Source organism: Streptomyces sp. NPDC111628 (assembly GCF_055635195.1).
In genome coordinates this window covers 20,499-46,989 of record NZ_JBVKBZ010000009.1, presented here as the reverse complement: position 1 = coordinate 46,989, position 26,491 = coordinate 20,499, and the positions used below count along the sequence as shown (strand labels likewise).

General features: G+C 72.6%; 24 protein-coding genes. 12 read left to right on the top strand and 12 right to left on the bottom strand.

The genetic code is table 11. The features are described from left to right. Nucleotides 1-42: 42 nt before the first annotated feature. From ACZ7MF_RS37980 to ACZ7MF_RS37965, 4 genes are all read right to left on the bottom strand, one after another. Nucleotides 43-555 carry a RipA family octameric membrane protein gene (locus tag ACZ7MF_RS37980; protein WP_471482695.1) on the bottom strand — a complete coding sequence of 171 codons (513 nt, stop codon included), beginning with the start codon at nt 553-555 and terminating at the stop codon, nt 43-45. Then, nucleotides 552-1,904, bottom strand: coding sequence for a transferase (locus ACZ7MF_RS37975; protein ID WP_471482694.1), 1,353 nt, complete (start codon nt 1,902-1,904; stop codon nt 552-554). Before ACZ7MF_RS37975 ends, ACZ7MF_RS37980 begins: the two co-directional genes overlap by 4 nt. Nucleotides 1,905-2,008: 104 nt before the next feature. Further along, complete coding sequence (locus tag ACZ7MF_RS37970) at nt 2,009-2,677, bottom strand: CE1759 family FMN reductase (RefSeq protein ID WP_471482693.1); 669 nt, start codon at nt 2,675-2,677, stop codon at nt 2,009-2,011. Continuing rightward, on the bottom strand, nt 2,674-3,795 hold the full coding sequence (locus ACZ7MF_RS37965; RefSeq protein ID WP_115742675.1) for an LLM class flavin-dependent oxidoreductase: 1,122 nt from the start codon (nt 3,793-3,795) through the stop codon (nt 2,674-2,676). The genes ACZ7MF_RS37970 and ACZ7MF_RS37965 overlap by 4 nt, the downstream gene beginning before the upstream one ends. Nucleotides 3,796-3,891: 96 nt before the next feature. Here ACZ7MF_RS37965 and ACZ7MF_RS37960 point away from each other — a divergent pair, with 96 nt between their 5' ends. Together ACZ7MF_RS37960 and ACZ7MF_RS37955 are read left to right on the top strand one after the other, a co-directional pair. Then, nucleotides 3,892-4,230 carry a YnfA family protein gene (locus tag ACZ7MF_RS37960; RefSeq protein ID WP_030145264.1) on the top strand — a complete coding sequence of 113 codons (339 nt, stop codon included), beginning with the start codon at nt 3,892-3,894 and terminating at the stop codon, nt 4,228-4,230. Nucleotides 4,231-4,285: 55 nt separating this feature from the next. Then, nucleotides 4,286-5,068, top strand: coding sequence for an SDR family NAD(P)-dependent oxidoreductase (locus tag ACZ7MF_RS37955; RefSeq protein ID WP_115742676.1), 783 nt, complete (start codon nt 4,286-4,288; stop codon nt 5,066-5,068). Nucleotides 5,069-5,102: 34 nt separating this feature from the next. Here the strand turns inward: ACZ7MF_RS37955 and ACZ7MF_RS37950 are convergent, their stop codons facing one another. Then, a complete protein-coding gene (locus tag ACZ7MF_RS37950) occupies nt 5,103-6,296 on the bottom strand; it encodes an RtcB family protein (RefSeq protein ID WP_471482692.1) in 1,194 nt (397 codons plus the stop codon). Nucleotides 6,297-6,500: 204 nt separating this feature from the next. Between ACZ7MF_RS37950 and ACZ7MF_RS37945 the strand changes: the two genes are divergently transcribed. The 3 genes from ACZ7MF_RS37945 to ACZ7MF_RS37935 all read left to right on the top strand — a co-directional run bounded on the left by ACZ7MF_RS37945 (nt 6,501) and on the right by ACZ7MF_RS37935 (nt 9,759). After that, nucleotides 6,501-7,379 (top strand): DUF3558 domain-containing protein, encoded by an 879-nt coding sequence (locus ACZ7MF_RS37945; protein ID WP_471482691.1) that lies wholly within the window; start codon nt 6,501-6,503, stop codon nt 7,377-7,379. Nucleotides 7,380-7,511: 132 nt separating this feature from the next. Further along, a complete protein-coding gene (locus tag ACZ7MF_RS37940; RefSeq protein WP_471482690.1) occupies nt 7,512-8,351 on the top strand; it encodes a DUF3558 family protein in 840 nt (279 codons plus the stop codon). Between the two features lie 88 nt (nt 8,352-8,439). Next, nucleotides 8,440-9,759, top strand: coding sequence for a DUF2637 domain-containing protein (locus ACZ7MF_RS37935; protein ID WP_471482689.1), 1,320 nt, complete (start codon nt 8,440-8,442; stop codon nt 9,757-9,759). Between the two features lie 68 nt (nt 9,760-9,827). Here ACZ7MF_RS37935 and lysS read toward each other — a convergent pair whose 3' ends face one another. Then, a complete protein-coding gene (lysS, locus tag ACZ7MF_RS37930) occupies nt 9,828-11,573 on the bottom strand; it encodes a lysine--tRNA ligase (protein ID WP_471482688.1) in 1,746 nt (581 codons plus the stop codon). A 173-nt stretch (nt 11,574-11,746) separates the two neighbouring features. Between lysS and argS the strand changes: the two genes are divergently transcribed. Further along, nucleotides 11,747-13,510: an arginine--tRNA ligase gene (argS, locus tag ACZ7MF_RS37925; RefSeq protein WP_471482687.1), complete on the top strand. Its 1,764-nt coding sequence runs from the start codon at nt 11,747-11,749 to the stop codon at nt 13,508-13,510. A gap of 89 nt (nt 13,511-13,599) precedes the next feature. Here argS and ACZ7MF_RS37920 read toward each other — a convergent pair whose 3' ends face one another. Then, nucleotides 13,600-14,049 (bottom strand): peptidoglycan-binding domain-containing protein, encoded by a 450-nt coding sequence (locus tag ACZ7MF_RS37920; protein WP_471482686.1) that lies wholly within the window; start codon nt 14,047-14,049, stop codon nt 13,600-13,602. Between the two features lie 257 nt (nt 14,050-14,306). On the opposite strand from ACZ7MF_RS37920, the gene ACZ7MF_RS37915 reads away from it, so the two are divergent. The 4 genes from ACZ7MF_RS37915 (at nt 14,307) to ACZ7MF_RS37900 (ending at nt 19,291) form a co-directional block, all read left to right on the top strand. Further along, a complete protein-coding gene (locus ACZ7MF_RS37915; RefSeq protein WP_471482685.1) occupies nt 14,307-15,152 on the top strand; it encodes a peptidoglycan-binding protein in 846 nt (281 codons plus the stop codon). Then, complete coding sequence (locus ACZ7MF_RS37910; RefSeq protein ID WP_471482684.1) at nt 15,149-16,027, top strand: helix-turn-helix domain-containing protein; 879 nt, start codon at nt 15,149-15,151, stop codon at nt 16,025-16,027. The genes ACZ7MF_RS37915 and ACZ7MF_RS37910 overlap by 4 nt, the downstream gene beginning before the upstream one ends. A 109-nt stretch (nt 16,028-16,136) precedes the next feature. Beyond that, nucleotides 16,137-16,718, top strand: coding sequence for an ArsR/SmtB family transcription factor (locus ACZ7MF_RS37905; RefSeq protein ID WP_471482683.1), 582 nt, complete (start codon nt 16,137-16,139; stop codon nt 16,716-16,718). Next, the gene (locus tag ACZ7MF_RS37900) at nt 16,715-19,291 is read left to right on the top strand and encodes an FtsX-like permease family protein (RefSeq protein WP_471482682.1); all 2,577 of its coding nucleotides are present in this window, start codon (nt 16,715-16,717) and stop codon (nt 19,289-19,291) included. The genes ACZ7MF_RS37905 and ACZ7MF_RS37900 overlap by 4 nt, the downstream gene beginning before the upstream one ends. A gap of 16 nt (nt 19,292-19,307) precedes the next feature. On the opposite strand, the gene ACZ7MF_RS37895 is transcribed toward ACZ7MF_RS37900, so the two are convergent. From ACZ7MF_RS37895 to ACZ7MF_RS37885, 3 genes are all read right to left on the bottom strand, one after another. After that, on the bottom strand, nt 19,308-20,537 hold the full coding sequence (locus ACZ7MF_RS37895; RefSeq protein ID WP_471482681.1) for an aminotransferase-like domain-containing protein: 1,230 nt from the start codon (nt 20,535-20,537) through the stop codon (nt 19,308-19,310). Nucleotides 20,538-20,620: 83 nt separating this feature from the next. Next, on the bottom strand, nt 20,621-21,523 hold the full coding sequence (locus ACZ7MF_RS37890; RefSeq protein ID WP_471482680.1) for an SAM-dependent methyltransferase: 903 nt from the start codon (nt 21,521-21,523) through the stop codon (nt 20,621-20,623). A 104-nt stretch (nt 21,524-21,627) separates the two neighbouring features. Beyond that, entirely contained in the window at nt 21,628-23,043 is a 1,416-nt protein-coding gene (locus ACZ7MF_RS37885; protein WP_471482679.1) for a helix-turn-helix domain-containing protein, read from the bottom strand. A gap of 212 nt (nt 23,044-23,255) precedes the next feature. Here ACZ7MF_RS37885 and ACZ7MF_RS37880 point away from each other — a divergent pair, with 212 nt between their 5' ends. Beyond that, on the top strand, nt 23,256-23,972 hold the full coding sequence (locus ACZ7MF_RS37880) for a DUF4232 domain-containing protein (RefSeq protein WP_471482678.1): 717 nt from the start codon (nt 23,256-23,258) through the stop codon (nt 23,970-23,972). A 58-nt stretch (nt 23,973-24,030) separates the two neighbouring features. On the opposite strand, the gene hemB is transcribed toward ACZ7MF_RS37880, so the two are convergent. Further along, complete coding sequence (gene hemB, locus ACZ7MF_RS37875; protein ID WP_471482677.1) at nt 24,031-25,023, bottom strand: porphobilinogen synthase; 993 nt, start codon at nt 25,021-25,023, stop codon at nt 24,031-24,033. Nucleotides 25,024-25,134: 111 nt separating this feature from the next. Here hemB and ACZ7MF_RS37870 point away from each other — a divergent pair, with 111 nt between their 5' ends. Further along, entirely contained in the window at nt 25,135-25,545 is a 411-nt protein-coding gene (locus ACZ7MF_RS37870; protein WP_471482676.1) for an SRPBCC family protein, read from the top strand. On the opposite strand, the gene ACZ7MF_RS37865 is transcribed toward ACZ7MF_RS37870, so the two are convergent. After that, nucleotides 25,542-26,444: a nitroreductase/quinone reductase family protein gene (locus ACZ7MF_RS37865; RefSeq protein ID WP_471482675.1), complete on the bottom strand. Its 903-nt coding sequence runs from the start codon at nt 26,442-26,444 to the stop codon at nt 25,542-25,544. The two genes, ACZ7MF_RS37870 and ACZ7MF_RS37865, sit on opposite strands and share 4 nt — an antisense overlap. Nucleotides 26,445-26,491 lie beyond the last annotated feature (47 nt).

Here is a 26,491-nt window from a genome sequence, read left to right as displayed (position 1 = left end):
ATGGCCTGCCGGCAGGCCCCGGATCCTATCGCGGCCCGTGGCTCACCGGGCGACGAGGGCGGAGAAGCCCATCACGTAGGAGACGGCGAAGACGACCGGGACCCACTGCTCGACGTAGGTCAGGGGCAGATACCGGCGCCAGTCCCGGCCCTCGCCCAGCGCGTCCCACTCCCCCCTGCTGTACGCGAACGCCGGCAGCCGCTCCTCGAAGGCGCCGATCACCGCGTACTTGGCGCGGTTGAGCTGCCGGTACGACCGCACCATGACGTACCAGGCGGCGCACTGGACGAGCAGGATGACCAGCCCGGCCAGCAGCAACGGGACGGACGCGTCGGCCAGTGCGCCGCCCGACACCGCGGCCACCACGGCGACCACCGCGCTGTTGAGCGACAGGAAGAACGTGTTGGTCAGGTTCCGCCGGGCGCTGACCCGGTCGGCCATCTCCACGCAGAGCTTGTACTGGTCGAGCACCGCCTGCCGGTAGCGGTCGTCGGCCACCGAGTACTCGGCCGGGCCGACCTCCGTGTTCCACAGCGCGTCCCCCATGTCGCTCATGCCTCGCCGTGCCTCCCGTCCGCCCGCCGTTCGAGTTCGAGTTCGAGTTCGGTCAGGCGCACCATGGCGGGCCACATGGCACGGTCCAAAGAGCCCACGAGCTGGTCTTCGAGCGGTGAGGGCCGGCGCAGGGCGACGAACTCCGCCGTCCAGTCCGGCTCGAAGTGGATGATTCCCCTGACCCGGGACGACAAAGCGCGGCTGCGCCGGTACGCGGGCAGCGCACCGGGCGTCAGGTCGCCCGCGAGCGCGCGGAACTCGTCGTACGCCTTCTCCTTCATCGGCACGAGCAGCAGCAGCCGCTCCGGCGGCAGGATCCGCATCGCCTCGCGGATCTCCCAGAGCGTCCCCCGCCCCTTGCCCAGCACGACCACGACGAGCGCGGCGCCGCGCATCATGGTGCTCACCGGCGTCTGCCAGTCGTCCGGCGGCAGGTACATCCGCCGGGCACCGGCCCGGGGCACGCGCTCCCCGGGCGCCCCCACCCCGACGAGGGTGCCGGCCCAGGAGAGGGCGTCGGCGATGCGCTCCTCCTCGCCCTGGCCGATGCCGACGGCCGCACCCAGCCAGGCGCCCGCCAGAGGGATGCGGTGGGGGCGCGAGAGCCGGTGGTCGTCGCGGAAGGAGCGCAGGTAGAGGACGTACTGGCGGCCCGCGAGGTCGTCCGGGGAGGAGACGACCGTGTCGTAGTACTGCACTGAGGTGCGCAGGATCGTGTTGCCCAGGCCGATGAAGAGGACCGTCTGCACGAACAGGCCGACGACGACCAGGGACGCCCACCACGGGTTGTCCTCGGTCGTCAGCAGGTCCCGCAGGGCGAGAAGGGTGAAGCAGAGGAACAGCGAGCCGAGCCCGGAGACGACCGCGCCGAAGATCCCCGTCGTCGTGAAAGGGATCCAGCGCGCCCCGGGCCGCGGCTCGCCGAGCGGCTCGGCGGGCTCGAGCAGCCCGTTCTCCTCGCGGTGGCGCCGCAGTCCCGACAGGGTGAGCTGCGCGGCCCGCCGCACCTTCCTGCCGTGCAGGAAGAACTGGAGGCCCAGGAGGAAGAGGACGGCCGCACTCCCGTGGGGGCCGAGCGAACCGTCCCGCAGAATCAGGTAGTAGGCGAACGCCTGCGCCAGCACACCCGTCGCGCACAGCCCGGTCCCGGCCGCCAGGTGCCACAGCGCGGGCTTCCTGGACGTGGCGTAGCCCACCGCCACGAAGGCCACGCCGCACAGCACCGCCGCGTAGACCGGTCCCCACAGGACGGCCACCAGGAGGGAAGCGGGGAACACCGCCGGCAGCCACCGGGGCAGCGGCGGCTCGGGTAACCGGTCGGGCGACTGTCCCGGCTGGGGTCTGCTCATCCTGGCCACACCGTAGTGAACCGCCGACCGGGCCGGGCGGGAACCCCGTCGGCGTCACACGATCCGGTGATACGGCCGGTGCCCGGCCCCCACCGGCAGCCGCCCTACGGCGCCGGGCTCGGGCCCGGGACGCTCAGCGCGGCGAGCCGCTCCGCGAAGGGCGTGACCTCCTCGAAGGAGTCCCGCTTCGGCAGCGGGCGCCCCGTGGACGGCCCGGACGCCCGCGAGGACCCCGACAGCCCCGCCATCAGGGCCGCCAGCTCGGTCGCGGCCCGCCCGATCCGGGCGTCGAGCCCTTCCGCGCCCCAGTCCTCGGAGGCGGCGTAGACCCCGGTGGGGACGATCACCGCCTTCAGGTAGGCGAAGAGCGGCCGCAGCGCGTGCTCCAGCACCAGGGAGTGCCGGCCGGTGCCGCCGGTCGCGGCGATCAGGACCGGCTTCCCGGTGAGGGCGTCCTCGTCGTTGACGCTCAGCGCGTCGAAGAACGACTTGAACAGCCCGCTGTACGACGCCGAGAACACCGGCGTGACGACGATCAGTCCGTCGGCCGCCGCGACCTCGGCGAACGCGTCCGCGAGCGCCGGTGCCGGGAAGCCGTTGGTGAAGGTGTGCGCGATCTCCACGGCGAGGTCGCGCAGCTCGATCACCCGGACGTCGGCCGGGGCGGGCTCGGGCGCGGTGGCCGCCGGGGCGGCGACCGCGGCCAGCCGGTCGGCGAGCAGCCGGGTGGACGACGGCACGCTCAGCCCCGCGGAGACGACGACGAGCTTCATGCGCGCGCTCCTTCCTTGTCATGGCTGTCCCGCTTGTCCTGCCCGGCGGCCTTCGCGGCCAGCAGGGACGCGTGGGTCGGCGCGTCCGGCACGCCCGCCGGACGGTCCTTGGCGAACTCCTTGCGCAGCACCGGCACGACCTCCTCGCCGAGCAGGTCGAGCTGCTCCAGGACGGTCTTCAGGGGCAGCCCGGCGTGGTCCATCAGGAACAGCTGGCGCTGGTAGTCACCGGCGTAGTCGCGGAAGGCGAGCGTCTTCTCGATCACCTGCTGCGGCGAGCCGACGGTGAGCGGCGTCTGCGCGGTGAAGTCCTCCAGCGACGGTCCGTGTCCGTACACGGGTGCTTCGTCGAAGTACGGCCGGAACTCGCGCACCGCGTCCTGACTGTTCTTCCGCATGAACACCTGGCCGCCGAGGCCGACGATCGCCTGCTCGGGCGTGCCGTGCCCGTAGTGGGCGTAGCGGGCCCGGTACAGCTCGATCATGCGCTTGGTGTGGTCGGCGGGCCAGAAGATGTTGTTGTGGAAGAAGCCGTCGCCGTAGTAGGCCGCCTGCTCGGCGATCTCCGGCGAGCGGATCGACCCGTGCCAGACGAAGGGCGCGACCCCGTCCAGCGGACGCGGGGTGGAGGTGAAGCCCTGGAGCGGGGTGCGGAACTTGCCCTCCCAGTTCACCACGTCCTCGCGCCACAGGCGGTGCAGCAGGTTGTAGTTCTCGACGGCGAGGTTGATGCCCTCGCGGATGTCCTTGCCGAACCAGGGGTAGACCGGGCCGGTGTTGCCGCGCCCCATCATCAGGTCCACCCGGCCGTCGGCCAGGTGCTGGAGCATCGCGAAGTCCTCGGCGATCTTCACCGGGTCGTTCGTGGTGATCAGGGTGGTGGAGGTGGACAGGACCAGCCGCTCGGTGCGGGCCGCGACGTAGCCGAGCATGGTCGTCGGCGACGAGGGCACGAAGGGCGGGTTGTGGTGCTCACCGGTGGCGAAGACGTCGAGCCCGACCTCCTCGGCCTTGAGCGCGATGGCGACCATGGCCTTGATGCGCTCACGCTCGGTCGGCGTACGGCCCGTGGTCGGGTCGGGCGTGACGTCGCCGACGGTGAAGATGCCGAACTGCATGATCGCTCAACCTCCGATTTGTTGACGGTTCAACTATACCCGTGCAACGGTGGCCCCCGACCCGTTATTCCGCAGGTCCGTGCGAAGCTGCCCCCCATGCTGGTCCTCCGCTCCGCCGCCCTCTTCGTGGTCGCCGCCCTCTTCGAGATCGGCGGTGCCTGGCTGGTCTGGCAGGGGGTGCGCGAGCAGCGCGGCTGGCTGTGGGCGGCGGGCGGGGTCCTCGCCCTCGGCGCCTACGGCTTCGTCGCCACCTTCCAGCCCGACGCGCACTTCGGCCGCATCCTCGCCGCGTACGGCGGGATCTTCGTGGCCGGCTCGATCCTGTGGGGCGTGGTCGCCGACGGCTACCGCCCGGACCGCTGGGACATCGCGGGGGCGCTGGTCTGCCTGGCCGGGATGGCCCTGATCATGTGGGCCCCGCGCAACGGCGGCTGACTACCCTGGTCGGCGACCGTCCGCACCGACCTTCGTACGCACCAGGAGCAGCCCCATGGCCACCGCAGCAGCCGCCCCGTCCGCCGCCTCCCGCATCGCCGTCGTCACCGGCGCGAGCAGCGGCATCGGCGCCGCCACGGCCCGGCAGCTGGCCGCGGCCGGGTACCGCGTCGTCCTCACCGCGCGCCGCAAGGACCGCATCGAGGCGCTGGCCGAGGAGATCGAGGCGGCCGGGCACAAGGCGACGGCCTACCCCCTGGACGTCACCGACCGCGAGGCGGTCGACGAGTTCGCCACCGCGTTCAAGACGGTCGGCGTCCTCGTCAACAACGCGGGCGGCGCGCTCGGCGCCGACCCGGTGGCCACCGGCGACCCGGACGACTGGCGCCGCATGTACGAGACGAACGTCATCGGCACCCTCAACCTCACCCAGGCCCTGCTCCCCAAGCTGGAGGCGAGCGGCGACGGCACGATCGTGGTCGTCTCCTCGACCGCGGGCCTGTCCACCTACGAGGGCGGCGCGGGCTACGTCGCCGCCAAGCACGGCGAGCACGTCCTCGCCGAGACCCTGCGCCTGGAGATCGTCGGCCGCCCGGTCCGCGTCGTCGAAGTCGCGCCGGGCATGGTCAAGACCGACGAGTTCGCCCTGACCCGCTTCGGCGGCGACCAGGACAAGGCGGCCAAGGTCTACCAGGGCGTCGCCGCCCCCCTGACCGCCGACGACGTCGCCGACACCATCACCTGGGCGGTCACCCGCCCGGCCCACGTCAACATCGACCTCCTGGTCGTCCGCCCCCGCGCCCAGGCCTCGAACACGAAGGTGCACCGGGAGGCGTAGACCCGCCTTCCGGTGCACCTGGCGCGTCCGGGCGTCAGCCCTTCACACAGACGACCTGCTTCAGCTTCGCCACGACCTCCACCAGGTCGCGCTGCTGGTCGATGACCTGGTCGATCGGCTTGTACGCGCCCGGGATCTCGTCCACGACGCCGGAGTCCTTGCGGCACTCCACGCCCCGCGTCTGCTCCTCCAGGTCCTTGGTGGAGAAGCGGCGCTTGGCGGCGTTCCGGCTCATCCGCCGGCCGGCGCCGTGGGAGGCGGAGTTGAAGGACTTCGCGTTGCCGAGGCCCTTCACGATGTACGAACCGGTGCCCATGGAACCGGGGATGATCCCGAAGTCCCCGGAACCCGCACGGATGGCGCCCTTGCGGGTGACCAGCAGGTCCATCCCGTCGTACCGCTCCTCGGCGACGTAGTTGTGGTGCGCGCTGATCTCCGGCTCGAAGACCGGCTTGGCCTTCCTGAACTCCTTGCGGACCACGTCCTTGAGGAGCGCCATCATCAGCGTGCGGTTGTACTTCGCGTACTCCTGCGCCCAGAACAGGTCGTTGCGGTACGCCGCCATCTGCGGGGTGTCCGCGACGAACACCGCGAGGTCGCGGTCGACCAGGCCCTGGTTGTGCGGGAGCTTCTGGGCGACGCCGATGTGGTGCTCGGCCAGCTCCTTGCCGATGTTGCGGGAACCGGAGTGCAGCATCAGCCAGACGGAACCGGTCGTATCCGTGCAGACTTCGACAAAATGATTACCTCCGCCCAGCGTCCCCATCTGCTTCCCGGCCCGTTCGTGACGGAACTTGACCGCTTCGGCGACTCCGTCGAACCGCCCCCAGAAGTCGTCCCAGCCGCCCGTCGCCAGCCCGTGGAAGCGCCCCGGCTCAAGGGGGCTGTCGTGCATCCCCCGCCCCACCGGAATCGCCTGCTCGATCTTCGAGCGCAGCCGGGACAGGTCGCCCGGGAGGTCGTTCGCCGTCAGGGACGTCTTGACCGCCGACATTCCGCAGCCGATGTCGACGCCCACCGCCGCCGGGCACACCGCACCCCGCATCGCGATCACGGAACCGACCGTCGCGCCCTTGCCGTAGTGCACGTCCGGCATGACCGCGAGGCCCTTGATCCACGGCAGGGTGGCGACGTTGCGCAGCTGCTGGAGGGCGCCCTCCTCGACCGTCGCCGGGTCGGTCCACATCCGGATCGGCACCTTCGCGCCCGGCATCTCCACGTACGACATATCGTCCTCATTCCCCCGGAAAACAAACAGAAGTCTCGAAGCGCAAATCCGGCGCCAAGGGCAGCCAAAGGGACGACTGACCGGCGTTCACGGCGGCGCGTGCGATACACATTGTCTCCAGGGAACGCCCCCGCGCGGCAAGCGAATAACCAGCGGGGACACTGGAGTACCGACCACAGCCACACCGGCGAGAGGAGCCGCACCGTGCAGCGGAAGGCCTACGTACCGGGCGTCGCCGCCCTCCTGGCGGCGTTGCTGGCCGGCTGCACCGGCGGCTCGGACGGCGGCGCCACCGCGGACGACTCGAACCCGGGGCAGCCCGGGGTCGCGACCGAGGCGGCCGAGCCCGGCAAGTACCGCACCCTTCCGGAGCCGTGCGGCGCGGTCGGCCACAAGGCGCTGGACACCCTCCTGCCCGGCATCGAGGAGATCGCCGACGAGGAGCAGCGCGAGAAGGCGTACGCGGGCGAGCCGACGCTCGCGTACGACACGGACCGCAAGGTCGGCTGCCGCTGGAAGGTGGAGTCGGCGGAGGCCACCGATCATCTCTTCGTCGACTTCGAGCGGGTGGTGTCCTACGACGGCTCCGTGAGCGACGACAGCGAGGCCGAGCAGCTCTTCGCGCAGCAGGTGGAGGCCGCCGACCTGCCCGAGCCGGTCGTCTCGGAGTCCGGGTCCGCCGCCTCGGACTCCCCGTCCGGCAGCCCCTCGTCGTCCGCCGGGGAGTCCGGAGAGCCGGCCGGCGGTGCGGGCGGCACGCCCTCGTCCTCGGCGTCCGCCCCCTCGTCCTCGCCCTCCTCCTCGGCGTCGGGTTCGTCCTCGTCGACCGCGTCCCCCGCCGAGGTCCAGCCCCGGCTCCTGGACGACCTGGGCGACGAGGCGTTCGTGGACGACGCGCTCAGCAGCTCCGGCTCGACGGCGAAGCGGCGCACCGTGACTGTGGCGTTCCGCACGTCGAACGTCATGGTGACCATCGAGTACGCGGAGCAGTCGGCGACGCTCGGAGTCGTCCCGGACAGCGAGGAAATGCAGGACATGGCGCGGAAACTGGCTTCCCAGCTGGCGGATTCACTGGGCGGTTGAGTCGTTCCGGGGCTCCCCCGCACCCGCGTGCGCTGCCGCCGAAGCGGGACCGCACGATTTCTTCACCGCGTACGGTGGCCCCTCGGACCCGTTCCGAACGCAGGAACCACGAGTGCCATGAGTGAAGGAACCATGCAGCTACGAGCCCAGCGTGACCAGCGAGACCCGCAAGCGAAGCGAGCGAAGCGACTCACCCGCGTCCTTGTCGGCGCGGCCGCCGTACCCGTGATGCTGGTGGCAGCCGGCTGCTCCTCGGACTCCGGCTCCGAGGACGGCAAGGACAAGGCCGCTGAGGAGTCCGCCGCGTCGAAGTCCGCGAGCCCGTCCCCGACGGTGAAGGCGGCGGCGTACGGGAAGCTTCCGCAGCCGTGCTCGGTGGTGACGAAGAAGACGCTGGACGATCTGGTGCCGAAGGGCGACTCCGGCAAGGAGGGCTCGTCCAACGACACGGCGACGCGGGCCAGTTGCTCCTGGGACAGTCTCGACGACAACGGCGTGAAGGGTTCTCAGTTCCGCTGGCTGAGCGTGTCGATGCTGCGCTTCGAGTCGGACGTGACGCGCGGCGAGGGCGAGAAGCTGGCGCACGACTACTACCTGAAGCAACTGAAGGACGCGCAGGCCGCTGAGGGGGCGAAGAGCCTCAAGACCACGCCGGTGAGCCGTACGGGCAACGAGGCCTCGGTGGTGAGCTACGACCTGAAGAAGAAGGAAGGCACCTTCAAGCAGCAGACGGTCGTGACACGGGCCGAGAACGTCGTCGTCACCGTCGACTTCAACGGCGCGGGCCTGGCGGGCGACAAGACCCCGGACGCCGACGACCTGGTGAAGGACGCGCAGAAGGCGGCCAAGGAGGCGGTGGCCGCGGTGATGAAGGCCAACGACACCTCCGCCGGCGCCAAGCCGAGTGGCACCCCGAGCGGCACGCCGGCACCCTCCGGCTCGTCCTCCAAGGCGCCGGCGAAGGACAGCTGACGGTCTCTTCGACCCACCGGTCACCCGTCCCCCGCACACATGTGCCACTCTGTTGCGCGCAACAACACGCAATGGGAGGGGAGTACGGGTGGCCGCGCCACTTCAGCTGACCCGGACGCACCGCGTCCTCATCGGCCTGGTCGTCTTCGGTGCCGTCATCATCGCCGGGATCGGCTTCGCGGGTTCGTACGCGGCGGTGCGGGAACTGGCCCTGAAGAAGGGGTTCGGGAATTTCTCGTACGTCTTCCCGATCGGCATCGACGCGGGCATCTGTGTGCTGCTCGCCCTGGACCTGCTGCTGACCTGGATCCGCATCCCCTTCCCGCTGCTGCGGCAGACGGCGTGGCTGCTGACGGCGGCGACGATCGCGTTCAACGGCGCCGCGGCCTGGCCCGACCCGCTGGGCGTGGGCATGCACGGCGTGATCCCGATCCTGTTCGTGGTGTCCGTCGAGGCCGCCCGGCACGCGATCGGCCGGATCGCCGACATCACCGCCGACAAGCACATGGAGGGCGTCCGCCTCACCCGCTGGCTGCTCTCGCCGGTGCCGACGTTCCTGCTGTGGCGGCGCATGAAGCTGTGGGAGCTGCGCTCCTACGAGCAGGTCATCAAGCTGGAGCAGGAGCGGCTGGTCTACCGGGCCCGGCTGCGCTCCCGCTTCGGCCGCGCCTGGCGCCGCAAGGCGCCCGTGGAGTCCCTGATGCCGCTGCGGCTGGCCCGCTACGGCGTCCCGCTGGCGCAGACCGGCCCCGCCGGGCTGGCGGCGGCGGGCATCGAACCGGCCCTGCTCCCGCCGGTGCCGCGGCAGCTCCAGGAGACGGGCCCGCAGACCCCCGTGGGCGAGCAGCGTGCCGAGCTGGTCAAGGGCCCCGAGGCGGACGGGCCCCGGCCCGCCGACCGGTCCGGACCCGCGGACCGGTCCGGGCCCGAGGACGGGCCGCCGCACGGTGCCGGGGAGGAGGACGGCCCGGAGCAGAGCCCCTGGTTCAACACCCGCCAGGTCGCCTACCAGGGCGGTTACGACCCCAGCTACGACCCGGGCGAGCAGTACGCCCAGTGGTACGAGGAGCAGCAGCAGGCCGACCAGTACCGGGACCAGTACGAGGAGGAGCCCCCGCTGCAGGAGCCCTCGCCGGAGGAGACGGGCAGCTTCCCGATACCGGTCGTGCCGGGCCGCACCCGCGAGCTGGGTGAGGGCGTCGGCACAACCGAGCCGGAACCGACGGAGGAGGACTACTACACGGTCTTCCGGAAGTCGATCGACGGCAGCTACCCCACGGTCGCCCAGTTCCGCAACGACGTGGAGGCGACCTTCGGCGTGCCGCTGGCTCCGCGTGAGGCCGATCGCATGGTGAAGGCGTTCAGCGAGCGCCACATGCGGGAGCTCCAGGAAGAGCACATCGCCTGAGGCGGCTACGGCGAAGGGGGCGCCCGGCGAGAACCGGGCGCCCCCTTCTTCGTACCGTCCGTGCGGTGCTACTCCCCGAGCAGGGCCCGCACCCGGTCCTGCCCCACCGCGAGCAGCAGCGTGGGCAGGCGCGGGCCGGTGTCGCGGCCGACGAGCAGGTGGTAGAGCAGCGCGAAGAACGTCCGCTGGGCGGTCTTGATCTCCGGCGGCAGCTCCTTGGGCGTGGCGTCGGCGGGGAAGCCCGCCTGGACCTTGGGGACGCCGTAGACGTGGTGGGTGAGCCCGTCCAGGGACCAGTGGTCGGCCAGCCCGTCGAGCAGCAGCCGCAGCGACTCCCGGCTCGGCTCGTCGAGGGACTTGAGCAGCTCGGCGTCGGGCTCCTGGCGCACGATGGTGCGCTGGTCGGCGGGGACGTGGGTGTTGATCCACGCCTCGGCCTTGTCGTAGCGGGGCCGGGCCTGGTCCAGGGCCTCGATCGGGTTCGCCGGGTCCAGCTCGCCGAGGATGCGCAGCGCCTGGTCCTCGTGTCCTGCGGTGATGTCGGCGACGGAGGCGAGCGTGCGGTACGGCAGCGGCCTGGGTGTGCGCGGCAGCTCACCGGCGGCCGTGCCGACGGCGCGCGCGTGGGCGGCGACGTCGGCGGGGAGGGCCGAACGGTCGGCGACCTTGGCGTCGAGGCGGTCCCACTCGTCGTACAGCCGCTGGATCTCCTGGTCGAAGGCGATCTTGAAGGACTGGTTGGGGCGGCGGCGGGCGTACAGCCAGCGCAGCAGCTGGGGCTCCATGATCTGGAGCGCGTCGGCCGGGGTGGGCACGCCACCCTTGGACGACGACATCTTGGCCATGCCGCTGATGCCGACGAAGGCGTACATCGGGCCGATCGGCTGCTTGCCGCCGAAGATCCCGACGATCTGCCCGCCGACCTGGAACGACGACCCGGGCGAGGAGTGGTCCACGCCGCTGGGCTCGAAGACGACGCCCTCGTACGCCCAGCGCATCGGCCAGTCGACCTTCCAGACCAGCTTGCCGCGGTTGAACTCGCTCAGCCGCACGGTCTCGGAGAAGCCGCAGGCGGTGCAGGCGTACGTCAGCTCGGTCGAGTCGTCGTCGTAGGCGGTGACCGTGGTCAGGTCCTTCTCGCAGTTGCCGCAGTACGGCTTGTACGGGAAGTACCCGGCGGAGCCGGAGCTGCCGTCGTCCTCGGCGGCGGCGCCGGAGCCCTCGGCGGCCTCCAGCTCGGCCTCGTCGACGGGCTTCTGCGACTTCTTGCCGGTCGTCTTCGGCTTGGTCCGGTACTGGTCGAGGATCGCGTCGATGTCCCGCCGGTGCTTCATGGCGTGCAGGATCTGCTCGCGGTAGACGCCGGAGGTGTACTGCGCGGTCTGGCTGATCCCGTCGAACTCGACGCCCATCTCGGCGAGCGAGGCGACCATCGCGGCCTTGAAGTGCTCCGCCCAGTTCGGGTGCGGGGAGCCCTTCGGGGCCGGGACGGAGGTCAGGGGCTTGCCGATGTGCTCGGCCCAGGTCTCGTCCACGCCGGGGACGCCGGCCGGGACCTTGCGGTAGCGGTCGTAGTCGTCCCAGGAGATGAGGTGCCGCACCTCGTACCCGCGGCGGCGGATCTCGTCGGCGACCAGGTGCGGGGTCATGACCTCGCGCAGGTTGCCCAGGTGGATGGGGCCGGAGGGGGAGAGTCCGGAGGCGACGACGACACCTGGTTTGCCCGGGGCACGGCGCTCCGACTCGGCGATGACCTCGTCCGCGAAACGGGAGACCCAGTCGGTGGTCTCTGTGCTCTGAGCCACGATCGGCACGTCCTCTTTCCTGAAGCTTCCCCGGAACCGCTCCGGAGACAGCCGGTACGGTCGCACGGCTGACCGCTCCATTCTCCCAGCCCGGCCCGCATCCGCGAAAACCGCTTTTCACCGCGTGGGATACTCGGTTTCTGTACCACTTCCAGGAACCCGAGCAGAACGGCAGCCACTCCATGGCCTCGGTCACGTCCCTCAGCGACTCCGTCCAGCAGCACCTCGCGTCCGCCCTCACGGCCACCCGGCCGGAGGCCGCCGGCGCGGACCCGCTGCTGCGACGAAGCGACCGGGCCGACTACCAGGCCAACGGCATCCTCGCCCTGGCCAAGAAGGCGAAGGCCAACCCGCGGGAGCTGGCGGCCGAGGTCGTCGCGCGGATCACCACCGGTGACGAGCTGATCAAGGACGTCGAGGTCTCGGGACCCGGCTTCCTCAACATCACCGTCGCCGACCGGGCGATCACCGCGAACCTCGCCGCGCGGCTCGCGGACGGCGAACGCCTCGGCGTGCCGCTGAAGCAGGACGCGGGCACCACGGTCGTCGACTACGCCCAGCCGAACGTGGCGAAGGAGATGCACGTCGGCCACCTGCGTTCCGCGGTCATCGGCGACGCCCTGCGCGGCATGCTCGACTTCACCGGCGAGAAGACGATCGGCCGGCACCACATCGGCGACTGGGGCACCCAGTTCGGCATGCTCATCCAGTACCTGTTCGAGCACCCCGGCGAGCTGGCCCCGGCCGGGGACGTCGACGGCGAGCAGGCCATGTCGAACCTGAACCGGGTGTACAAGGCCTCGCGCGCGGTCTTCGACGCGGACGAGGAGTTCAAGGAGCGGGCCCGGCGGCGGGTCGTCGCCCTGCAGTCCGGCGACAAGGAGACGCTCGAGCTGTGGCAGCAGTTCGTGGACGAGTCGAAGGTCTACTTCTACTCCGTCTTCGAGAAGCTCGACATGGAGATCCGCGACGAGGAGATCGTCGGCGAGTCCGCGTACAACGAGGGCATGCCGGAGACCGCCCGCATCCTGGAGGAGACGGGTGTCGCGGTGCGCTCCGAGGGCGCGCTCGTGGTGTTCTTCGACGAGATCCGCGGCAAGGACGACCAGCCGGTGCCGCTGATCGTGCAGAAGGCCGACGGCGGCTTCGGCTACGCGGCCTCGGACCTGACCGCGATCCGCAACCGCGTCCAGGACCTGCACGCCACCACGCTGCTGTACGTCGTGGACGTACGCCAGTCGCTGCACTTCAGGATGGTCTTCGAGACCGCCCGCCGGGCCGGCTGGCTCGGCGACGAGGTCACCGCGCACAACATGGGCTACGGCACGGTGCTCGGCGCCGACGGCAAGCCCTTCAAGACGCGTGCGGGCGAAACCGTGCGCCTGGAGGACCTGCTGGACGAGGCGGTGCAGCGGGCGGCCGAGGTCGTGCGCGAGAAGGCGCGGGACCTCACCGAGGACGAGATCCAGGAGCGGGCGGCGCAGGTCGGCATCGGCGCCGTGAAGTACGCGGACCTGTCGACGTCGCCGAACCGCGACTACAAGTTCGACCTGGACCAGATGGTCTCGCTCAACGGCGACACCAGCGTCTACCTCCAGTACGCCTACGCCCGAATCCAGTCCATCCTCCGCAAGGCCGGCGAGGTCCGCCCCGCCGCCCACCCGGAGCTGGAGCTGCACGAGGCGGAGCGCGCGCTGGGTCTGCACCTGGACGCGTTCGGCACCACCGTCTTCGAGGCGGCCGCGGAGTACGCCCCGCACAAGCTGGCGGCGTACCTGTACCAGCTGGCGTCGCTGTACACGACGTTCTACGACAAGTGCCCGGTGATCAAGCCGCAGCCGCCGCAGGACGTGGCGGAGAACCGCCTGTTCCTGTGCGACCTCACGGCCCGCACCCTCCACCGGGGCATGGCCCTGCTGGGCATCCGGACGCCCGAGCGGCTCTGAGCGCCTGAGCACCCGAACAGACACGCACGGCCCGTCCTCTCCCCCGGTGGAGGACGGGCCGTGCGTGTCCGTGTGCTCGCGGGGCCGAGTCAGCAGACGGCGGTGAAGTTCCAGAACGCGGCCCTGGTCGCCACGCCGGCGACGCCGTCGACAGCGAGGTTCTCGTCCGTGTGATCGTTCAGGTAGCGCTGCAGCGCCCGGATCGTATTGGTTCCGACGATTCCGTCGATCTGGTTCCTGGGATAGCCCCACTTCGTCGAGAACAAGCGCTGGGCGGCCTTCCAGCTGTTGGTGCCCAGCTGCCCGTCGATCGAGCCGGGGTTGTAGCCCTTGTACTTCAGCCAGCACTGCCAGTTCTTGGCGTGCTTGCTGTCCAGCCCCAGGTTGTTCACCGCGAGCACGGAGACCGCCCCGGCGCTCGCCGTCCGCTGCTGTGCCGGCTCGGGCGCGGCCGTCGCGGTACTCGCGGCGGCCAGGCCGCCGACGGCGATCCCGGCCGCGGTGGTCACACTCACCAGTGCCCTGGTCAAAGCTCGCATGGTTCCCCTCCGATGCGTTCGCGGTGCTGTCGACGACGAGCCTGCGGCCCCGGCGGCCCGGCCCGCCACACTCGCCTGGCGACTGACGTCCGGACGGGACGTTGCACCCGGCTGCCTGCGGGGATGCCGTACGCCGGGACGGCACGACGGGACGGCTGGGGCGGGCGATGGCCGATTCCGTACGGGCACGGGAACCGCCGCCCGGTGGGTGTCGTGGTCGCTGATGCAGAACGAGCCGGGACGCGAGTGGGGGGAACATGTCGCGTTGGAAAGAGCTGCCCGCCGAACTCGACCCGCGCGTCCACCAGCTGGTGGTGCGATTACGGCGGGTGAAGGACCACGGCGGACTGAGCATGCGGCAACTGGCCGCGAAGACGGGGTACAGCGCGAAGTCCTGGGAGCGTTATCTCGGCGGGCGGTCGCTGCCGCCCCGGGCGGCCGTCGAGGCGATGGCCCGGATCGCCGGGGAGGAGCCGGCCCGGCTGCTCGCACTGCACGAGGTCGCCGCCGAGCGCTGGGCCGCCCGGACCCGCGGGGGCGTCCTGGCCGAGCCGGACGGCACGGCAGCAGCCGGGCGGGAGGGCGCGACGGCCGGGTCCCCACCCGGGAACGGGCGGACCGGGGGGCGTTGGCCGCGCGGCGCCGTGGTGGCGGGTGCGGCAGCCCTCGTCCTGGCCGTCTCCGCCGCCGTCCTGCTGGCGGTGCGGCTCCCCGGCGCCTCCGACTCCGGCCCCGGTGCCGGGGGCGGGGGCGGCGACCGTGCGCACGGTACGACGACGGCCACGCCCGTCCCGGCCACCGCGTCGGCGTCCCGCTCACCGGTCACCTACACCTGCCGGATCACCCGGGCCGACGGCCTCTGGTACGCGGGCAACAGCCGTACTCGGGACGCCGTCGTGGCCTTCGGCGAGGCGGGCCCGGAGGTGGCCGAGGCACAGTGCCTGCTGGCGCGGGCGGGGCTCTCGCCGGGAGAGGTCGACGGCATCTTCGGCCCGATGACACAGCGCGCGGTCAAGCGCGTGCAGAAGCGGCACGGGCTCGTCGTGGACGGCATCGTCGGCCCGCACACCTGGAAGGCGCTGCGGGGGAAGGCGCCAAAGTGACGCCGGAGGGCGACCGGCTGACCGCGGCGCTGCGGGAGTTGCGCACGCGTACGGGTCTGAGCCTGGCGGCACTGGCGGAGCGCACCACGTACAGCAAGTCGTCCTGGGAGCGCTACCTCAACGGCAAGACCGTACCGCCGCGTCGGGCCGTGCGGGACCTGTGCCGGCTCGCGCGGGAGCCGGAGGGGCGGCTGCTGGCGCTGTGGGAGATCGCGGAGTCGGAGTGGAGCGGACGCGGGGCGCGGCCCGCCCCGGCCCCGCCGGAGGCCGCCCCTGCGGAGCCCACTCCTCCGGAACCGCCGCCCGAGTCGCCGTCGTCCCGGGCGCGGCCGCCCCTCGCCCGCGGACGCCTGCTGGTGGTGCTGGCGTCGGTGTGCGCGGTGGCCGCCGGAGGTGTCGTCTCGGCGCTCCTGCTGCTGCCGCACCTGCGGGGCGACGGGGGCGCCCACGGGCCGCCGTCCGCCGCGCCGTCCGCACCCGGACCCCGCTGCCGGGGCGCCGCCTGCGAGGGCCAGGATCCGATGCAGATGTACTGCGGTTCGGGACCCGACACCCTCACCGCCGAGCGCACCGCCACCGGGGCCCGGGTGGAGCTGCGCTACAGCCCCAAGTGCCAGGCCGGGTGGGCCAGGATGTGGGGGACGCGGGTCGGGGACCGGCTGGAGGTGACGGCGGGCGGCCCGACCCGGCGCGCGGAGATCGCGGACGAGGTCGACGCGGAGTCCTACGTCTACACGGTCATGACCGCGGCCCGCCCCGGGACCGTCGTCCGGGCCTGCTTCCGGCCCGCGGCGGCCGACGGCGAACGGGAGTGCGTCGACGCCCGCGTGCGCGGTGCCGCCGACACGACACCCCGGTCGCCGCCGCCCGGGTAGCACCAGCGGCAGGCGTACCGGCATTTGGCGCCGGGGTGGGGACAACCCCCGGTGGGGACACCGGGCCACCGCAGTGCACAGACATCTGTGCACAGACGACTGTGGACGCATGCCCCAGGAACCCGAAGCACTCGACCCCGCCGCGCTCAAGGCGCTCGCGCATCCGCGCCGGCAGCGGGTGCTGCACCACCTGAGCCTGCACGGACCGGCCACGTCGGCGACCCTGGCCCGCTCGCTCGGCCTGAACACCGGGGCGACCAGCTACCACCTGCGTGAGCTGGCCAGGTACGGCTTCGTGGAGGAGACGGAGCGCGGCGGCGGCCGGGAGCGCTGGTGGCGTGCGGTGCCCCGCGACCGCCGCTTCCCGCCCCGCAGCCGCCAGAGCCTTGAGACCCGGCACGTCATGGACGAGCTGAACCGGCACGCGTACGCCGCCGACCTGGAACTCTTCGAGCGGCTGCAGCGGACCGCACCCGACGACCCGTGGGCCGACGCCTACCCGTACTCGCGCGGCACGGTCCGGCTCACGCTCCCCGAACTCCACGCGTTCTTCGAGGAGTACATCGCGCTCCTCAACCGCTACAAGCGGCCCGCGGACGAGACCCCGCCCGGCGCCCGCACGCTGCTCACCCGGTTCTTCGCCTTTCCCGTCCCGGAGCCGGGCGCCGACAGAGAGGCCGACCCCTCATGATGCTGCGCTACGCCCTGAAGACCGTCCGCGCCCGCAAGGCCGGCTTCCTCGGCGCCTTCCTCGCCCTGATGTGCGCGGCCGCCCTGATCACCGCCTGCGGCACGCTGCTGGAGACCGGACTGCGCGGCACCGTTCGCACCGAGCGGTACGCCGCGGCCCCGGTGGTGGTCTCCGCCGACCAGAACGTCCACCAGAGAACCGTCAAGCACAAGAAGGGCAAGACCAAGGTCAAGCACAAGGCCAAACCCATCGCCGAGCGGGCGTGGCTCGCAGCCTCCCTCGCGGACACCCTCGCGGACACGCCCGGCGTCGCCCGGGTGATCCCCGAACTTACCTTCCCGGCCACGCCGTTGACCGGAACCAGCACCGGCACCAGTACCGGCAGTGACACCGGCGCGGACGGTCGGGCCGCCTACGGGCACGCCTGGGAGTCGGCCGCGCTGACGCCGTACCGGCTCACCTCCGGCGCCGCCCCGGAGGCCGCCACCGACGTGGTCGTCGACCGGCACCTCGCCGAACGCGCCCGGCTCGCCCCCGGCGACCGTCTCACCGTCCAGTCGACGCGGGCGCCGCGTTCCTACCGGGTCTCCGGGATCGCCGCTCCGGGCCCGGACGTGCGCCACCAGACCTCCCTCTTCTTCTCCGCCGCCGAGGCCCGCCGGCTCGCCGCACACCCCGGGCAGGTCACCGCCTTCGGCGTGCTCCCCGAGGCGGGCACCGACCCGGAGCGGCTGCGGCACGACCTCACCGAGACGCTGCGCGACACCGGCAGCGGCGCCGGTACCGGCGCCCGGGTCACGACCGGCGACGCCCGCGGACCGGTGGAGTTCCTGGACGCCGCCGCGGCGCGCACCAAGCTGGTCAGCATGGGCGGCGCGATGGGCGGCACCTCGCTGCTCGTGGCGGTCCTCGTGGTCGTCGGGACCTTCGCGCTCTCCGTACAGCAGCGCCACCGCGAGCTCGCCCTGCTGCGTGCCGTCGCCGCCACCACGGGGCAGGTCCGCCGGCTGCTCGGGCGGGAGGCGCTGATCGTCGGCGCCGCCGCGGGCACCGCCGGGGCCCTGCTGGGACTCCCGCTGGGCACACTGCTGTTCGACAGGTTCGTGGCGCTGGGCGCCGTACCCGCCACGCTCCAGCACACCACCGGCTTCCTCCCGCCGCTCGCCGCCGTCGCCGCGACCCTCCTCGGTGCCTGGGCCGCCGCGCGGATCGCCTCCCGCCGGGTCACCCGGATCCGCCCCGCGGAGGCGCTCGCCGAGGCCCGCACCGAAAGCCCCCGGACCCCCTGGGGCCGCCTGCTCGCCGGGCTGGTGCTGCTCGCCGGTGGTGTCGTGCTGGTGGTGGTGCTCAGCATGCTGCGCACCGAGCCCGCCTCGACGCCGGTCACGTTCCTCGCGGTCGTCGTCCTGTCGACCGCCGTCGCCCTGCTCGGGCCGCTGCTGGTCAGGGCGGCGGCCCTGCTGCTGGCGGGACCGTTGCGGCTGACCGGCCACGGGGGCAGGCTCGCCACCGCCAACCTGCGCGCGGGCGCCGCCCGCGCGGCCTCCGTCGTCACCCCGCTGACGCTGCTGGTCGGCATGGCCTGCACCGTGCTGTTCGTGCAGCCCACCCTCGGCGACGCGGCCCGCGCCCAAGCCCGTGAGGGGGTGCGCGCCGACTGGGTCGTCGCCTCACCGGGGCCCGGCGTCCCGGCCGAGGCGGCACACCGCCTGCGCTCGGGCGAGGACGTGGTGACCGAGGTGGTCCGTACGACCGTCCGGGTCGGCCTCGACAAGTACGCCGCGCAGGGCGTCACGCCCGCGGGCCTCACCCGCACCTGGGACCCGGACGTGGTCGCCGGTTCGCTCGACGGCCTCACGGAGCGCACCGTCGCCGTCAGCGAACTGGCCGCGGACCAGCTCGGCCTGGCCCCCGGCAACGCCCTGAAGCTCACCCTCGGCGACGGCACGCCCGTCGAGGTCACGGTCGCGGCCGTCTACGCCAGGGGCCTGGGCTTCGGCGACCTCACCTTCGCGCACGGCCTGGTCGCGGCCCACGTCGACAATCCGCTGGCCGCCACCCTCCTCGTCGGCACGGACCGCGCCCGCGGCGACCTGGCCGCCGCACTGCGGGACTTCCCGGGCCTCACCGTCCTCACTCCGGCCGCCGCGGACTCCCTCCAGGCCGAGCGTCAACAGGCCAACGCCGAGGTGAACTTCCTCGCCATGGGCCTCGTCCTCGCCTTCACCGCGATCGCCGTCGTCAACACGCTCGCCATGTCGGTCGCCGAGCGCGTCCGTGAGTTCGCACTGCTGCGCCTCGCGGGCGCCACCCGCCGCCAGGTGCTGCGCATGCTGCGCACCGAGGCCCTGTCGCTGCTCCTGCTCGCCACCACGCTCGGCAGCGCCATCGCCCTGTCCGTCCTGACCGCGTTCAGCGTCGGCATGACCGGCCGGGCGGCACCGGCCGTCCTCCCGCTCGTGTACGTGGCGGTGGTCGCCGGGGCCGGATTCCTCACCCTCGTCGCGACCGCTCTGCCCGGCCGGGTGGCCCTGCGGGTCCGGGCGGTGACGGTCGCGACGGCCAGGGAGTGACCCTGCCGGCTCCGGTCTAACGCGCGGCCCGCAGCCCCTCCCCCAGCCTCCGCAGCCCCTCCGCGATCTCGTCCGGTGTCTGGGTGACGAAGCAGAGCCGCAGCGTGGCGCGGTCGGGCTCGCCGGCGTGGAAGGGGGCTCCGGGGACGTACGCCACGTCGTGCCGGACCACCTCGGGGAGCAGGGCGGTGGTGTCGTACCCCTCGGGCAGTCGCGCCCACAGGAACATGCCGCCCTCGGGGCGGGTCCACACCGACCCGGCCGGGAGCGCGTCCGCGAGGCCCGCGAGCATGGCGTCCCGGCGCCGGCCGTAGACGGCGGCGACGCGGGCGACGTGGGCGTCCAGGTCCCGGTCGGCCAGGTAGCGGGCGGCGGCGAGCTGGTTGACGGTCGGGGTGTGCAGGTCGGCGGCCTGCTTGGCGACCGCGCAGGCCCGGCGCAGCTCGGCGGGCGCCCGCAGCCAGCCCAGGCGCAGACCGGGCGCCATGACCTTGGAGAAGGAGCCCAGCAGCACGGTCCGGTCACGCGCGCCCTCGTAGGAGGCGATCCACGGCACCCGCTCGCCCTCGAAGCGCAGTTCGCCGTACGGGTCGTCCTCGACGATCCACAGGCCGCACCGCCCGGCGACCTCGGCGAGGGCGGCGCGGCGGGCGGCTGGCACGGTGCGGCCGGTGGGGTTGGAGAAGGTGGGCACCGTGTAGAGCAGCTTGGGGCGCTCGCGCACCACCAGCTCCTCCAGTGCCTCGGGGTCGATTCCGTCCTCGTCCCCGGGCACGGCCACCACCCGGGCGCCCGCGAAGCCGAAGGCCTGCAGCGCGGCCAGGTAGCAGGGGCGCTCGACGAGGACGGTGTCGCCGGGTTCGAGCAGGGCGGTGGCGAGCAGCGAGAGGGCCTGCTGCGAGCCGGTGGTGACCAGGATGTCGTCGGCGCCGGTGGCCAGCCCGCGCGCCGAGGTACGGGCGGCGAGCGCGGCCCGCAGGGCGGGTTCGCCCTCGGTCGTGGAGTACTGCAGGGCCCGCGCGGGCGTCTCGGCGAGGACGTCCCGGTACGCGGCGGCGATGCCCTCCGCGTCGAAGAGTTCGGGGGCCGGCAGCCCGCCCGCGAAGTTGATCACCTCGGGGCGGGCGGTGACGGCGAGGATGTCCCGTACGGGCGAACCGCCGATCGACCGGGCCCGTGCGGCGAGCGGCGGCAGTGGAGCGGGCACGGCGGCGGTGGCGGCGGGCGCGTTCTCAGTCACGGTCATGCGCGCAGCGTAAAGAAATACGTGTCGCCTACAGGCGACTTTCCGCGATCCGGACACCCGTACGGCTCGCGGCCGCCGAACGGTCAGCCCTTGGTGCCCAGCCCGCCGTACACGTTGATGTCCGCGTCCGTGACGTCGTTGATGTCCCGGTAGCGGACCTTCTCGATGTCGTCGAGCTCGGCCAGGTACGACTCCTCCGGCTGCTCCGGCACCGGTGCCGCGTGGTCGGGCCGCCAGTGGTGCACCGGGACGACCCCCGGCTCGGCCGGCTCGAGACCGGCCTCGGTGAAGAAGCGCTCGACGTCCTTGCGGGAGCGCAGCACGAAGGTGAAACCCCGCTCCGTGTACGTCCGCTGGACCGCGCGGATGTTCTCCGGGTTGAGGTCCTCCGTGAGGTGGCTGAGGACGAGCCGGCTGCCGGCGGGCAGCGCGTCCATCAGCTCGCGCACGATCGGGTACGCCTCCTCGTCCTCGACGAAGTGCAGGATGGCGACGAGGCAGAGCGCCACCGGCTGGTCGAAGTCGAGGGTCCCGGCGGCCTGTTCGAGGATCCGCGCCGGGCTCTTCAGGTCCGCGTCGATGTAGTCCGTACGCCCCTGGGGGCCGCTGGTGAGCAGGGCGCGGGCGTGGGCCAGCACGACCGGGTCGTTGTCGACGTAGACGACCCTCGACTCGGGGGCGATGCGCTGGGCGATCTGATGCACGTTCTCGGCGGTGGGCAGCCCGGTGCCGATGTCGAGGAACTGCCGGATGCCGTCCTCGCGGGCGAGCGCGGTCACCGCGCGCCGCAGGAAGTCGCGGTTGTGCCGTACGTCGAGGTAGCCGCGCGGATTGGCGGCGAGCCCGGCGGCCGCGGCGTCGAGGTCGGCGGGGTAGTGGTCCTTGCCGCCGAGGAAGACGTCGTAGACCCGGGCCGGGTGCGCCTTGCTGCTGTCGATCCTCCTCCGCAGCTCCGCGGGGTCCTGGCTGAGGGCGTCACCGGGCATGGGCGTCCCACCTTTCGGATGTCGCCTGACGAAGCGAACCGGTTAGATGGTCAACAACCTATCCCCCGGCCGGACTTGCCGCTGCCCCGCCGTGGCCTCCCGCGTCAGCCGCCCTCGACCGCCTCCCAGGCGTCGCTGCCGAGGGGGTAGGCGTAGTAGGAGTCGTCCCGGGAGGCACTGGTGCGGAACGGCTTGCCGTTGTCGTCGATGCGCGTCGTGCCGTGCCGGCCGCCGCTGGACCACTCCAGCTCCAGCTCCCAGCTGACGTCGTGGCCGCTGGTGTGCGCGTTGACCTGGAAGACCTCGGGGTCGGACTCGCTGACGCTGTACGGGAAGTCCCGCTGGCCCCCGATCGGCGTCGCGGTCGGCGTGCCGAGGTCGAGCGAGACGTCGAAGGCCGTGATGTGCACCTGGCCGCCGCAGCCGTTGCCCATCACGTACTGGTTCCAGTCCAGCGCCGGTCCGCTGCTCTTCACCCGGACGTGCAGGTCCTCCAGGACCACCGTCTCCGGACCGGTGCCCTGCACGGTGAGGACGACCGTCTGCCGGTTCGCGGAGACCGCGTTGAGGGGGGTGGCCCAGCCGACGGCGTCCTGCTGGGGCGGGGGCTTGGGCACGTTCTTCGGGCTGCGGTCGATCAGGAAGGCGTGGTCGCAGGGCACGTCCCAGTAGTACGGGGTGGTCGACACGGTGAGCGGAGGCCCGGCGGGGGGTGCCTCGCGGCTCGGCTCGGCGGTGGTCCGGCGCGATGGCGTCGAGGAGGGGGACCCGGACGGGGACGGGGAGGCGGACGGGGAGGACGTGGCGGCGCTCGCGCTCGGGGAGCCCGACCCGGTCGCGGTCGCGGACACCGACGCGGAGGTCTGCGCGACGGCCCCGGCCGGACCGTGCCCGCCGTCCTCTCCCGGGCCGGAGACGAGGTTCGCCACCAGCGCCACGGCGGCGCTGACGGCGACGACGCCGGACGCGGCGTAGAGCGCGGCGCGCGGGACCCGACGGCGGGCCGGGCCGGGCGGCACATCGAGGGCGAGGGCGCGCGGGGCACGCGGTGCGGGTGAGGGATCCGGGGCGGGTGCGGCATTCGGGGCCGACCGTGCGTCCGAGGCGACCGAGGCATCCGAAGCGTCCGAGGCGTCCGAGGCGTCCGAGGCGTCCGAGGCCGACGGTGTCTCCGCTGCCTCGGCTGCTTTTGCCGCCCCCGGCATCGGGGAGGCGGGCCCGGAATCGTCCGCGACCGGGCGCCCGTCGCCCGCTTCGCCCTCCGGCTCCTCCTTCTTCACGCCGCGCAGCGCGTCCGCGCGGATCCAGCGGCGGTGGAGTTCGAGCAGCTCCTCGGGCGTCGCCCGGCACACGCGGGCGAGGCGTTCGACGGGCGCGAACTCGACCGGCACCACCTCCCCGCTGACGTACCGGTGCAGGGTCGAGCCGCTCATGTGCAGCCGCTTGCCGAGTGCCCCGTAACTGAGTCCGGACCGCTCCTTCAGCTCCCGAAGCAGTCCCGCGAAGTCGTCCCCCGCCACCGTTCCTCCCTCTCCTCGCATCCCCGTACCGCATCCCAGAGGGACGTTGTTCCCGCAGGTCAGAGCGTTCCGGGCGTCCCACCGTCCCGCATGCTCCCCCATCGCTGGCGGCCGGGACGATCAGGGCCGCAAGCTGTGGTCATCCAAGCAGCCGCTCCCGGTGAACGGTCGAGCGGCTCGCCTCAACAGTCACATTCCCAGGGGGACCTTCCATGTCCGCACGCCGCATCACCCGTACCCGCCTGTTCGCCGCCACCACGGTCGCGCTGGCCGCGCTCTCCCTCACGGCCTGCGAGGGCGACGAACTCACGGGCTCCCCGGCGCCCGAGTCCACCACCTCCGCACCGGCGGACGGGAACAGCGCCAAGCCGGCCGGAGGCACCGGCGACACGGGGTCGACGGGCGCGACCGGCACCGCCGGCTCCAACGGCTCCAACGGAAACGACAACGCCTCGGGCTCCGGGTCCGGTTCCGACGCCGGGTCCGAGGCCGGAGCCGGAACCGACGACTCCGACTCGGACGTCCCCGGCGAGTGCTCCGCGTCCGACGTACGGATCACCGCGGCGAACGCCCCCCGCCCGATCAACCACCTGCTGCTGACCGCCACCAACACCGGCTCGAAGACGTGCGCGCTGCCGCCGTACCCGGCGGCGCGGTTCGGCGAGGCCCAGTCCGTGCCGCCGGTCGCGGAGTCCAGCAAGCCGCAGTCGCTGACGACGCTGGCCCCGGGCGAGTCGGGCTACGCGGGCGTGCGGCTGTCGTCCGGCGACGGCAGCGGCGAGAACGGCTACGACGCGAGCACCCTCACCATCCCGTTCGAGGACGGTTCCATCGCCACGGTCAAGCTGCCCTCCGGCGGCGTCTACGTCGACACCGCGCTGACGGTCACCTACTGGCAGACCGACGCTTCGAACGCGCTCGAGTACTGAAGGGGTCCGCACCCCCGCACGCCCCGCACCCCTTGTGTGCGGGGCCGGCACCGGTCGCTCAGCGCAGTGTGCGGGCGACCTCGGTCGCCCAGTACGTCAGGATGTTGCGCGCGCCCGCCCGCTTGATCCCGGTGAGGGACTCCAGGATGGCCCGGTCGCGGTCGATCCACCCCTTCTCGGCGGCGGCCTCGATCATCGAGTACTCGCCGGAGATCTGGTAGGCGGCGACGGGCACGTCCGAGGCCTCGGCGACCTTGGCGAGGATGTCGAGGTAGGGCCCGGCCGGCTTGACCATCACCATGTCGGCGCCCTCCTCCAGGTCCAGCGCCAGCTCCCGCAGCGACTCCCGCGCGTTGGCGGAGTCCTGCTGGTAGGTCTTGCGGTCGCCCTTGAGCGACGACCCGACGGCCTCCCGGAAGGGCCCGTAGAAGGCGGAGGCGTACTTGGCGGTGTACGCGAGGATCGCGACGTCCTCCCGCCCGATCTGGTCGAGCGCGTCCCGGACGACCCCGATCTGCCCGTCCATCATCCCGCTGGGCCCGACGACATGGGCGCCCGCGTCGGCCTGCACCTGCGCCATCTCGGCGTACCGCTCCAGCGTGGCGTCGTTGTCGACGCGCCCCTGGTCGTCGAGCACCCCGCAGTGTCCGTGATCGGTGAACTCGTCGAGGCACAGGTCGGACATCACCAGCAGCTCGTCCCCGACCTCGGCCCGTACGTCCCGCAGCGCGACCTGGAGGATCCCGTCGGGGTCGGTGCCCGCCGTCCCGGCGGCGTCCTTCTTCCCCTCCTCCGGCACCCCGAAGAGCATGATCCCGGAGATCCCGGCCTCGACCGCCTCCGCGGCCGCCTTCTTCAGCGTGTCCCGCGTGTGCTGCACGACCCCGGGCATCGCCGCGATCGGCACCGGCTCGCCGACGCCCTCGCGGACGAACGCGGGGAGGATGAAGTCGGCGGGGTGCAGCCGGGTCTCGGCGACCATCCGACGCATCACGGGGGTGGTCCGCAGTCGCCGGGGCCGGGTGCCGGGAAAGGATCCGTACGTCGTCATACCACCTACGCTACGCCCGCCCCACCCGTGCCTTTGCCGACGGGAAGTCGGCCCGGCCGGTGTCCGATTCCTTCAAGAGAACGGCGGCGGCGACCCGCTACCGTCGGCGCCATGAACGGCACCGGCAGCGAGTCCCGCCACCTGAGCATCCGCGTCGACCGCCCCGTCGACGACGTCTACGCCTACGCCTCGGACCCGGCCAACCTGCCCGCGTGGGCCCACGGCCTCGGCGGGTCGATCGAGAGGATCGCGGACGAATGGATCGCGGACTCCTCACCCCTCGGCCGGGTCAAGGTCACCTTCGTCCCCCGCAACGACCTGGGCGTACTCGACCACCACGTCACGCTCCCCTCCGGCGAGACCGTCCACAACCCGGTCCGCGTCCTCGCCGACGGCACGGCGAGCGAGGTGGTGTTCACCCTCCGCCGGCAGCCGGGGACGACCGACGCGGACTTCGAGCGCGACGCGGGCATGGTGGCCGCCGACCTGGCCCGGCTCAAAAAGCTGCTGGAGTCCGACTAGGGCGCGGCGGGCGGTCCGGGCGGCGGCCACGGGACGTCGGCGAGGAGCGGCAGCAGCGTCTCCTCCTCGTAGTCGAGATGCGCGTTGAGCTGTGCGGACATCTCGTCCATCTCGGCCCGGAAGCGCACCGGATCGGCGATGGCGACACCGTCCAGCAGGACGGCCAGCTCACCCTGGAAACGGGCGACCGTGCGGTGCTCGTCGGCGAGCCGGTCGAAGACGCCGGACAGGTGGGGGTGGTGCCGGGCGATCCCGGGGAACAGGTGTCCGTCCTCGCTCACGTGGTGGAACTCCAGCGCCTGGCAGAACGCCAGGCAGCGCTGCCGGATCTGCAGCCCGAGACCCGGCGGCGCACCGACCGCCCCCGGGGCAGCGAAGTGGGCCTCGACCTCCGCCCGTACCTGCCGCAGCTGCCCGCGCAGCCAGGTGTGCACCTCCAAGAGCTTGTCGGCGAGCGTACGGACTTCTCGGGGCCCCTCCCACCCCTCGGGCTCGGCCCGCTCCAGCACCACGACCGGCAGCCGCCTGCCGGTGCGGGCCTGGTAGTCGCCGTAGCCGGGCGCCGCCCGCACGACGTGCGCGAACAGCTCCTCGCGCCGGGTCCCCTCGGCGGGCACCGCGAGCGCCTCGGAGCTCGACGTGCCCACCTCCACCCGGACCACGGGATGGGCGAGCAGGTTGTGGTACCAGCCGGGGTGTCGCGGCCCCCCGAGGTTGGACCCAACGACGAGCAGGGAGTCCCCGTGGCGGACGTAGCCGAGCGGGGTGGTCCGTGCGGCGCCCGACCTGGCGCCGGTGGTGGTCAGCAGGAGCAGGTCTCCGCCCTCGAAGGGGCCGCCGACCTTCCCCTCGTTGGCGCGGAACTCGTCGATGACGGACTGATGGAACGATGTGGGCATCGGTTCTGTGTCTCCAGGACGGCAGGCCGCGGCAACGGCATGCGCCG